The organism is Streptomyces sp. NRRL WC-3549 (assembly GCF_000721935.1).
GTDB lineage: Bacteria > Actinomycetota > Actinomycetes > Streptomycetales > Streptomycetaceae > Streptomyces.
Window position 1 is genome coordinate 2,072 of the sequence record NZ_KL585388.1, and the last position, 10,301, is coordinate 12,372.

Annotated in this window: 9 protein-coding genes and 1 tRNA gene; 2 read left to right on the plus strand and 8 right to left on the minus strand. The window is 68.6% G+C overall.

The genetic code is table 11. From position 1 onward, the window contains the following. Positions 1-361: 361 nt before the first annotated feature. The gene (gene pyk / locus IH13_RS0106465) at positions 362-1,795 is read left to right on the plus strand and encodes a pyruvate kinase (RefSeq protein WP_031081809.1); all 1,434 of its coding nucleotides are present in this window, start codon (positions 362-364) and stop codon (positions 1,793-1,795) included. Between the two features lie 6 nt (positions 1,796-1,801). Here the strand turns inward: pyk and IH13_RS0106470 are convergent, their stop codons facing one another. Together IH13_RS0106470 and IH13_RS0106475 are read right to left on the minus strand one after the other, a co-directional pair. Further along, on the minus strand, positions 1,802-2,587 hold the full coding sequence (locus IH13_RS0106470; RefSeq protein ID WP_031081810.1) for a helix-turn-helix domain-containing protein: 786 nt from the start codon (positions 2,585-2,587) through the stop codon (positions 1,802-1,804). A gap of 81 nt (positions 2,588-2,668) precedes the next feature. Continuing rightward, a tRNA-Leu gene (locus IH13_RS0106475) sits at positions 2,669-2,752 on the minus strand. Positions 2,753-2,846: 94 nt separating this feature from the next. On the opposite strand from IH13_RS0106475, the gene IH13_RS0106480 reads away from it, so the two are divergent. After that, positions 2,847-3,503 (plus strand): ANTAR domain-containing response regulator, encoded by a 657-nt coding sequence (locus IH13_RS0106480; protein ID WP_031081811.1) that lies wholly within the window; start codon positions 2,847-2,849, stop codon positions 3,501-3,503. An 89-nt stretch (positions 3,504-3,592) separates the two neighbouring features. On the opposite strand, the gene IH13_RS0106485 is transcribed toward IH13_RS0106480, so the two are convergent. The 6 genes from IH13_RS0106485 to IH13_RS0106510 form a co-directional block, all read right to left on the minus strand. After that, entirely contained in the window at positions 3,593-4,309 is a 717-nt protein-coding gene (locus IH13_RS0106485; protein ID WP_031081812.1) for an ABC transporter ATP-binding protein, read from the minus strand. Beyond that, positions 4,306-5,373: an ABC transporter ATP-binding protein gene (locus tag IH13_RS0106490; RefSeq protein WP_110084975.1), complete on the minus strand. Its 1,068-nt coding sequence runs from the start codon at positions 5,371-5,373 to the stop codon at positions 4,306-4,308. The genes IH13_RS0106485 and IH13_RS0106490 overlap by 4 nt, the downstream gene beginning before the upstream one ends. Before the next feature lie 5 nt (positions 5,374-5,378). After that, positions 5,379-7,184, minus strand: a complete 1,806-nt coding sequence (locus IH13_RS0106495; RefSeq protein WP_031081815.1) for a branched-chain amino acid ABC transporter permease — start codon at positions 7,182-7,184, stop codon at positions 5,379-5,381. Next, positions 7,184-8,113, minus strand: coding sequence for a branched-chain amino acid ABC transporter permease (locus IH13_RS0106500; RefSeq protein WP_031081818.1), 930 nt, complete (start codon positions 8,111-8,113; stop codon positions 7,184-7,186). Before IH13_RS0106500 ends, IH13_RS0106495 begins: the two co-directional genes overlap by 1 nt. Before the next feature lie 109 nt (positions 8,114-8,222). Continuing rightward, positions 8,223-9,452, minus strand: coding sequence for a branched-chain amino acid ABC transporter substrate-binding protein (locus tag IH13_RS0106505; RefSeq protein WP_031081820.1), 1,230 nt, complete (start codon positions 9,450-9,452; stop codon positions 8,223-8,225). Positions 9,453-10,044: 592 nt separating this feature from the next. Beyond that, positions 10,045-10,301, minus strand: a 257-nt coding sequence (locus tag IH13_RS0106510) for a hotdog fold thioesterase (RefSeq protein WP_031081822.1), incomplete at its 5' end; no start/stop codon positions are given.

Consider the following 10,301-nt stretch of genomic DNA (forward strand, 5'->3'; position numbering starts at 1 on the left):
CCCCCGCCGGAGCGGCGGCCCCGCCCGTCAGCGCCGCGCCCGCGCCCGCAACGGCCGAACTGCCCAGAAAGGTCCTACGGTTCAGCGGCATCCTTCACTCCTCTTCCGATCGAACAACGCGCGTAGATTCTGGCCCAGCCACCACCACCCGCAACACCCCGCGCAGGTGACGATCTGATGACCACCCCGGCGCACCGCCACCGCGCCACCCGCCCGCACCCACCCGCCCCGCCGCGGGCCGCCGCTCATCGGAGCGCCGTGCCGCACAATTCAACGGTTGTCAACAACCCTTCATCAAAAGGCCGTTGGCCTGTCATGCAGACCCGTCTGTCTACCCGTAGGTAAGGTCTACGCTCGAACCATGCGCCGAGCGAAAATCGTCTGCACCCTGGGCCCCGCCACCGACACATACGACCAGATCAAGGCATTGGTCGAAGCGGGAATGGACATCGCCCGCCTCAACCTCAGCCACGGCACCTACGCCGAACACGAAGAGCGCTACCACCACGTACGCAAAGCCTCCCAGGAGACCGGCCGCAGCGTCGGAATCCTCGCCGACCTTCAAGGCCCGAAGATCCGCCTCGGCCGCTTCGCCGAAGGCCCTGTACTCCTTGAACGCGGTGACGCCTTCACCCTCACCACCGAACCCGTCGAAGGCGACCGTCACATCTGCGGCACCACCTACGACGGCCTCGCCGCCGACGTCGGCCCCGGCGAACGCGTCCTCGTCGACGACGGCCGCGTCACCCTCGAAGTCACCGGCGTCGACGGCCCCCGCGTCCACACCACCGTCATCGAAGGCGGCATGGTCTCCGACCACAAGGGACTCAACCTCCCCGGCGTCGCCGTCTCCGTCCCCGCCCTCTCCGAGAAGGACATCGACGACCTCCGCTGGGCCCTGCGCACCGGCGCCGACGTCATCGCCCTCTCCTTCGTCCGCACCGGACACGACATCGACGACGTCCACCGCGTCATGGACGAGGAGAACCGCCGCCTCCCCGTCATCGCCAAGGTCGAGAAGCCCCAGGCCGTGGAGAACATCGACGACATCGTCGCCGCCTTCGACGGCATCATGGTCGCCCGCGGCGACCTCGGCGTCGAAATGCCCCTCGAACAGGTCCCGATCGTCCAGAAGCGCGCCGTCAAACTCGCCAAACGCAACGCCAAGCCGGTCATCGTCGCCACCCAGATGCTCGACTCGATGATCGACAACTCCCGCCCCACCCGCGCCGAGGCCTCCGACGTCGCCAACGCGATCATCGACGGCACGGACGCGGTGATGCTCTCCGGCGAGACCAGCGTCGGCAAGCACGCCATCGAGGCCGTCGCCACCATGGCCCGCATCGTCGAGGCCGCGGAAGAGGACATCCTCGCCAAGGGCCTCCCGCCCCTCACCGACCGCAACAAGCCCCGCACCCAGGGCGGCGCGGTGGCCCGCGCGGCAGCCGAGATGGGCGACTTCCTCGGAGCCAAGGCCCTGGTCGCCTTCACCCAGAGCGGCGACACCGTCAAGCGTCTCTCCCGCTACCGCTCCCCGATCCCGCTCCTCGCCTTCACCCCGGACGAGTCCACCCGCGCCCAGCTGAACCTCACCTGGGGCGTGGAGTCGTTCCTGGGTCCGCACGTGGAGTCGACGGACGCGATGGTGGCGCAGGTGGACGAGGAACTGCTGCGGATCGGACGCTGCGAGAAGGGGGACGTGGTGGTGATCACCGCGGGCTCGCCTCCCGGGGTCGCCGGCACGACGAACCTGGTCCGGGTGCACCACATCGGCGAGGACGACAGCCCGAAGTGACGGCCGTCAGTACTTCGGCCCGACGTGCGCGTCCATGAGGGCGACGGATGCCCGTCGGGCCACGGAGATGTTGTACTCCTCGCCCGCGCGGGTGCAGTGGGTCCACTCGACCCCCAGCTTGTCGAGGGTGTCGGTGTACAGCTTCCGGATGTCGTCGGACTTGTTGGTGAAGAAGTACCGGGGGTATTCGTAGCGCCTGCGCTCACCGCCGACGATGCGAGTGGTCCAGTTCATGTTCCGGCATCCGTCGGAGTGGATGAGCCCGCGGATGAGCGCCCAAGGGTGCGCGTCCACAAGACTCTGCTGCCAGGCGGTGAGGGCGACGGAGCGTTCATGCTTTCTGCCTGGACCGTGTTGGGGGAACAGGCACCACAGGTGTTTGGAATACATCTTCACCTCGCGGTACCCCTTCCTGCGCACCCGGCATACGGAGTTCTCGGGAAAGACCGCGCGCATGGCGCGCTCGCACAGATCAATGAGCCCCGGCCAGGTGTCGGCGCAGGCGATCGACAGGCCCGGAGTGCGCATGGCCCTGTTCTGGATGATGTGTCCGTCACCGAGGTACAGCCCGAGCAGGTACGCGTATGCCGCCTGGTCGAGCACGCCGTCGCACCGGGGGCAGCGTGCATAGCGGGCTTCGGGGGGCTCGCCCCGCTCGGTGCGGTCCAGGTGCTTCCAGTAGCTGACGGTGCCCGCGGGGATGCCGAGTTCGCGGGCCACGTCGGCATTTCTGACGCCGTTCCGCAGCAGGGCGACCGCTCTGTGCCTGATCTGAGGTCCGTGGGCATTCATGCGCCCAGGATGAATCGTCACGCATGGCCAAGGACGCGGAAAAGCGGATGTTCACGAGAATGTGAACATCCGCTTCGAGTGTGCCGGGTATGGGATTCGAACCCACATGTCCTTTCGGACAGAGGTGTTTGAGACCTCCGCGTCAACCAGTTGCGCCAACCCGGCTCAGTGACCCTGAGAAGTGTACCTGGTGACCGTCGGGTGCGGCAGGTAGGTAGGCTGCTTCGCGGCACTGCCTGTCCTGGAACAAGGAGCCCCCGTGACCACCCCCGAGTCGCCCCAGCCCGAAGACGCCGTCGACGCCGACCAGTCGCACGTCCCGCCGCTGACGACCCGCGTCGTCATCGCCGAGGACGAGGCCCTCATCCGCCTCGACCTCAAAGAGATGCTGGAGGAAGAGGGCTACTCGGTCGTCGGCGAGGCCGGGGACGGGCAGCAGGCGGTCGAGCTGGCCCGGGAGCACAAGCCGGACCTGGTCATCCTCGATGTGAAGATGCCGGTCCTCGACGGGATCTCCGCCGCCGAGAAGATCGCCGAGGAGTCCATCGCCCCCGTCCTGATGCTCACCGCCTTCTCGCAGCGCGACCTCGTGGAGCGGGCCCGGGACGCCGGGGCGATGGCCTACCTGGTGAAGCCGTTCAGCAAGAGCGACGTGGTGCCGGCGATCGAGATGGCCGTGTCCCGGTTCGCGGAGCTGAGGGCGCTGGAGAGCGAGGTCGCGGACCTGGCCCAGCGGCTGGAGACCCGCAAGCTCGTGGACCGGGCGAAGAGCATCCTGCAGACGGATTACGGGCTCTCCGAGCCGGCCGCGTTCCGGTGGATCCAGAAGACGTCGATGGACCGCAGGATGTCGATGCAGCAGCTCGCCGAGGCGCTGATCGAGGACGCCGAGGAGAAGAAGAAGGCGGCCGAGTAGCGCTCCCGTCCAGACGCCGGGCCTACGGCGAAGGCCCGCACCCCGGAAGAACGTGAGACGGGGGTGCGGGCCTTCGCCGTACGCGGGTGTCAGTCCTCGCCGAGGTAGGCCTTGCGGACGGACTCGTCGTGCAGGAGGTCCGCGCCGGTGCCGGAGAGGACGACCTTGCCGACCTCCATGACGTGTCCCTGGTCCGCCAGGGAGAGGGCTGCCTGGGCGTTCTGCTCGACGAGCAGGATCGTGGTCCCCGCCGCCTTGAGTTCGACGATGGTCTCCATGATCTTCTGCATCATGATGGGGGAGAGGCCCATGGAGGGCTCGTCCAGCATGAGCAGTTTGGGCTGGGACATGAGGGCGCGCCCCATGGCGAGCATCTGCTGCTCGCCGCCGGAGAGGGTGCCCGCGGCCTGCTTGCGGCGTTCCCCGAGGATGGGGAAGAGGTCGTAGGCGCGCTGGACGTCCTTCTCGATGCCTGCCTTGTCGTTGCGGAGGTAGGCGCCGAGGAGGAGGTTCTCGGTGATCGTCAGCCGGGGGAAGATGTGGCGTCCCTCGGGGGAGTGGGCGAGGCCCAGGGCGACGATCTTGTGGGCGGGTACGCCGGTGAGCGGCTTCCCGTCGAAGAGGATACGGCCGCCGACGGGCTTGAGCAGCCCGGACAGGGTGCGCAGGGTGGTCGTCTTGCCGGCGCCGTTGGTGCCGATGAGGGTGACGACCTGGCCGGCTTCGACGGTGAAGGAGATGCCCTTGACGGCTTCGATCTTGCCGTAGGCGACGCGGAGGTCCTCGACCTCGAGCAGTGCGGTCATCGGTTGTCCTCCTCTTCTTCCTCTTCGGTGCGGGTGGTGCGGGCTTCGGTGGTGCCGGGTGCGGCGGTGTCGGTCTCGGGGACGTGTGCCTCGGGGGCGTGTGGCCCGGGGGCGTCGGCCCCGGTGTCGCCGGCCGCGGAGGGTGCCGGTTCGGCGGGGGCCTTGGCGGACGCGGACCCGTCCGCCGGGGCCTTGGCGCCGGGGGCCTGGCCGGTGGACACCGCCGCGGCGTCGGCCTCGGCGGCCTCGACCTCGGCGACCTCGTCGGCGCCGGGGGCGCCTTCGAAGGGGGTGCCGAGGTAGGCGGCGATGACGCGTTCGTCGCTCTGCACGACGGAGGCGGTGCCCTCGACGAGTTTCTCGCCCTGGACGAGGCAGGCGACGCGGTCGCAGAGGTTGAAGATGAACCGCATGTCGTGCTCGATGACGAGGACGGCGATGCCCTGGTCCCGGATGGCGAAGATGAGCTCTTCGGTGACCCGGGTCTCCTGGGGGTTCATACCGGCGGTGGGCTCGTCCAGGAGGAGGAGTCCGGGGTCGCTGGCGAGGGCGCGGGCGATCTCCAGCTTGCGCTGGTCTCCGTAGGGGAGGTTGCGCGCGAGGTGGTCGGCCTTGTCGGCGAGGCCGATGAACTCCAGGAGTTCCATGGCGCGTTCGCGGCTGGCGTTCTCCGCCTTCTTGTAGCCGGGCAGGCGCAGGAGGGCGGACCAGAGGCCTTCCTTGGTCCTGGTGTGGCGTCCGACGAGGACGTTCTCCAGGACGGTCATGTTGGCGAAGAGGCGGATGTTCTGGAAGGTGCGGGCGATGCCCGCCTGGGTGACGAGGTGGGGTTTGGGCGGCAGGACGGTGCCCTTGTAGCTGACCTTGCCCTCGGTGGGGACGTAGAGGCCGGTGAGGCAGTTGAAGAAGGTGGTCTTGCCGGCACCGTTGGGGCCGATGAGGCCGACGATCTCTCCGGCGTTGACGGTGAGGTCGACGCCGCGTACGGCGGTGAGTCCGCCGAAGCGCATGGTGACGCCGCTGGCGTCGAGGACGGTGGTGCCGGTGGTGGCTGTCGTGGTCATGATGGTCACGCCCCCGCCTTCGTGGTGCCGGCGGCTGTGTCGGTGAGTGGTGTGTCCGGCGGTACGTCGAGCTGGCCGGTCTCGTGGAACTCGAGCTTCTTCCTGCGGTCGGCGACGAGGCCTTCGGGGCGGAAGCGCATCAGGAGGATGAGCGCGAGGCCGAAGAGGAAGAGCTGGTAGTCCTGCATGAACTGGAGCTTGGCCGGGATGAGGTAGAGGAGTGCCGCGCCGACGAGGGGTCCGCTGAGGGTTCCCATGCCGCCGAGGATGACGGCGGCGAGGAGGAACGCGGAGTTGGGCGGTACGGAACCGGCGAACTGGTACTGCTCGGGGGTGACCGTGTAGGAGACGTGCGCCTGCACGGTTCCGGCGAGGCCGGCGAGGGTGGCGCCGAGGGCGAAGGCGAGCAGCTTGAGCCGGAAGGCGTTGATGCCCATGGCGGTGGCGGCTGTCTCGTCCTCGCGGATGGCGACCCAGGCGCGGCCGATGCGGGATTCCCCGGAGCGCCGGAAGACGAGGACGACGACGGCGGTGAAGACGAGCATCAGCAGGTAGTAGTTGGCGGACCTGCCGAGGGTGAAGCCGCCGATGTCGTGGCTGATGCCGAGGTCGAATCCGAAGAGTTCGAGGTCGGGGATGCTGGGGATGCCCTGGGAGCCGTTGGTGAGGTCGGGGCCGCTGACGCCGTTGAGGGCGTTGACGGTGAGGCGGAAGATCTCTCCGAATCCGAGGGTGACGATGGCGAGGTAGTCGCCGCGCAGGCGGAGGGTGGGGGCGCCGATGACGACGCCGAAGACGAGTGAGGCGGCGGCTCCGGTGAGGACGGCGGCCCAGAAGGGGAACTGGACGCCGATGGGGGACATGGGGGAGCCGGAGACGAGGGCGGCGGCGTAGGCGCCGACGCCGAGGAAGGCGACGTAACCGAGGTCGAGGAGGCCGGCGAGGCCGACGACGACGTTGAGGCCGAGGGCGACGGTCGCGAAGATGAGGATGTTCGCGCCGATGAGGGCGTACTGCTCGTTCTGCTGGGTGAAGGGGAAGCAGAAGGCGGCGACCAGGGCGGCGGCGAGGGTGACGTTGCGGTGTTTGGCGGTCAGCGCGGTGACCCGGGCGACGAGTCCGGCCCGGGTGAGTGCGGTGAAGCCGAAGCCGACGGCGATGACGTAGCCGATGAAGAGTTCGGCGTACTCGGTGTCGATGCCGTAGGTGAAGACGTGGAGGGCGGCGCCGAAGGACACGGCGATGACGAGGATCTCGGCCCAGGCGGGCAGTGCCTTGGCGCGGCCGGGTGCCGGTGCGCGGAGGCTGTTGAGGAAGCGGTTGAGCGGGTGGGGTTTCGCGGTGTCGTCGAGGGGCTGGTCGTGGGGGAGCCCGAGGGAGGCGAGGACGGCGACGAGGGCGCCGGTGAGGCTGATCCAGGCTCCGGGTTCGAGTTCGACGAGGCCGAGGAGGTTGCCGTTGTCGTCCTTCGTGACGATGACGGCGATGACGGCGTACGCGGTGATGGCGAAGGTGCCGAGGGCGAGGAGCCTGGTGGGGCTGTAGGTGCCGCCGGGCGTGAGCCAGGCGAGGCCCTTGACGCCGTGTCCGGCCAGGGAGAACAGCAGGGTGAGTGCCGCGCTGACGAGGGTGAGGACCTGGAGGCCGCCGGGGTATCCGGTGACGGTGAGGTCGCCGGGGAAGGTGGCGGTGTAGGTCCAGGCGAGGAAGGTGCCGGCGAGGGCGATGGCGGCGCCCGCGGTGGAGGCGGCGCGGGCCGCGGCCGCGGGGAGCGGGAGCAGGGCGGGGGTGGTGTGGGTGGTCATGGTCATCACGCCCTGTCCGCGACTCGTTCGCCCAGCAGGCCCTGGGGGCGTATGAGGAGGACGAGGATGAGGAGGGCGAAGGCCCAGACGTCCTTCCAGGCTCCGCCGCCGAAGAGTTCCATGCCGGGTACGTCGCTCATGTAGCCGGTGGCGAGTGCTTCGGCGACGCCGAGGACGACTCCGCCGAGCATGGCGCCGTAGATGTTGCCGATGCCGCCGAGTACGGCGGCGGTGAAGGCCTTGAGGCCCATGATGAAGCCCATGCGGAAGCCGATCTGGCCGTTCTTGAGCCCGTAGGCGACGGCGGCGACGGCGGCGAACGCGGCACCGATGGCGAAGGCCATGACGATGATGCGGTCGGTGTTGATGCCCATGAGCTTGGCGGTGTCGGGGTCCTGGGAGGTGGCCTGCATGCCGCGGCCGGCCCGGGTCTTGGAGACGAAGAGGCCGAGGGCGAGCATGCACACGGGGGCCGCGATGATGACGAAGAGGTCGCCGCGCTGGATGCTGGCGCCGAAGAGGTCGATCGCCTCGCCCTTGAACTGGGGGAAGGAGCGGTCCTTGGTGGCGTCGGGGTACCACATCCACACGGCCTGCTGGAGGGCGAGGGAGAGGCCGATGGCGGTGATGAGGGGGGCGAGGCGTGGTGCGCCGCGCAGGGGCCGGTAGGCGAAGCGTTCGGCGGCGACGCTGACGGCGACGGAGCAGATGACGCCGCCGGCGATCATGAGGGGTATCGCGGCGAGGAGGGAGAATCCGGACGGAAGCCCGAGGTAGACCGTGAGGGCTCCGAAGCCTCCGATCATGAAGATCTCGCCGTGTGCGAAGTTGATGAGCTGGATGATTCCGTAGACCATCGTGTAGCCGATCGCGATGAGACCGTACATCGCGCCGAGGATGAGTCCATTGGCCAGCTGTTGCGGCAGTTCGTTCACCGCAGGGCCTCCGTGGAGTGGTTCGGATATGGCACCGCGCGGGAGTGCTCGTAGCGCTCCCGCGCGGTCTGTGCTGTGTGCGTGTGGTGGCGCAGGGGCCGGGGTGGGGCTACTTGACGGCCTCGCTGAGCTTGGAGGCCCACTTGCCGCCGGTGACCTGGTAGGCGGTCATCATGGTGTTGGTGGTGTCGCCGTACTCGTCGAAGGAGACGGGGCCGGTGACGCCTTCGAACTGGACCTTGCTCATGGCGTCGAGCACCTTGGCGCGGGCGTCGTCGGGGAGCTTGCCGTCGTTCTCGGCCGCGACGGCCTTGACGGCCTCGATGATGGACCAGGTGGCGTCGTAGGTGCCGCCGCCGTAGGCCTCGTAGGCGTCCTTGTATCCGGCGGCCTTGTAGTCGGCGATGAACTTCTTGGCCGAGTCGAGCTCTTCGACGGGCTTGCCGACGGAGGTGGCGATGTCGCCTTCGGCCTTCTTGTTGAGGGCGATGAAGTCGGCGCTGTACATGCCGTCGCCGCCCATGAGCGGGATCTTGACGCTGTCCTTGAGCTGCTGGCTCAGGGGCGCGCCGGCGGGGTACTCGCCGCCGTAGTAGACGGCCTTGGCGCCGGAGCCCTTGACCTTGGTGACGACGGAGTTGAAGTCGCGGTCGTCGGGGTTGACGTGGTCGGTGCCGACGATCTTGCCGCCGAGTTCGGTGAACGTGTTCTTGAAGGAGGCGGCGAGGCCGGCGCCGTAGGGCTTCTGGTCGTCGATGAGGTAGACGTCCTTGATGTTCGCGTTCTTGTAGAGGTAGTTCGCGGCGAACGCGCCCTGGATGGCGTCGGTGGTGGCGGTGCGGAAGTAGGTCTTGAAGGGGCGCTGCTTGTCGCCGGTCTTCCAGTTGTTGCCCTGGGTCAGTTCGGTGCCGGTGTTGGCCGGGGAGACCTGGGTGAGGCCGGCGTCGTTGAGGGGCTTCTGCATCGACTGGGAGACGCCGGAGTTCAGGGGGCCGACGACGCCGAGGACCTTCTTGTCCTGGATGAACTGGGTGGCGTTCTGCTGGCCGACGGAGGGCTGGGCCTGGTCGTCGAGGGCCTTGAGTTCGAACTTGATGCCGGGGGCCGTCTTGTCCTGGTTGGCGATCTTGACGGCGAGGTCGGCGGAGTTCTTGATGCCGAGGCCGAGGGCGGAGAGGTCGCCGGTCAGGGGGGCGTCGAGGCCGATGACGACGGTCTGGGTGCTGCCGCCGCCGCTGTCGCCGCTGCCTTTGTCGTCGTCGCGTGACCCGCAGGCCGTGAGAGTCAGTGCTCCGGTGGTGAGGACTGCGGTGAGTATGAGCGAGGAACGGTGTCGCACGAAAGGTCCTTTCCCTGGCGCGGCCTCCTCTGCTGAGGTGCCGTGAAGGTCGCCGGGCTGTACTGGTCGATACAGGGCCGTGCAGCAGACGCGCCCGGCGGCGCGGTGACTGGCCGTGACTCTAAGCGCAGGTGTGGGGGTGCGGGACGGGTCCGCTGATGATGTGACTGTCTTGTTATGCCATGGGGAAGGCTTGGTGGTCACAGTGCGGACAAGTGCGGTCTTTCTCCCTGTCGGCCGAACGACCGCATGGTGAGAACACCCTGCTCTGCTAAGGGGCTTGAGGCGATCATGGTGCTGTCGCACGAACGGGGGCGGAAGGGCCCGGAGAGGCCGCCCGGTGGGTGGGGGCGCGGGCGGGGCGCAGTTTCGTGCCCCCCACAGTCGTTACGGAGTGTTACATCTGTGGGGGTGTGCCGGGCGATGCGGGGTGCGCGGTAGGCCGCTGAAGTGCCGCACGGAACGGACGCGGAGGTCAAGGGTGTTGACGGTGTGTATGCGCCGGTGTCCGTGATCGGCTGCGGATATGGGTCTGCCCGGTCCGGAATGCGGTGCGTTCCGGACCGGGCAGGAGGCGGGCGGTGGGGGCGGTTCAGTCGGCGGCGGGCCGGGGCGCGTCGCGGAGCAGGCAGGTGAGCCGGGCGGTGCAGACCCGCTTGTCCTGCTCGTCGGTGATGACGATTTCGTAGGTGGCGGTGGAGCGGCCGCGGTGCACGGGGGTGGCGACGCCGGTGACGAGGCCGCTGCGGACGCCGCGGTGGTGGGTGCAGTTGAGGTCGACGCCGACGGCGACCTTGGCGGCGCCGCCGTGGAGCATGGAGCCGACGGAGCCCAGGGTCTCGGCGAGGC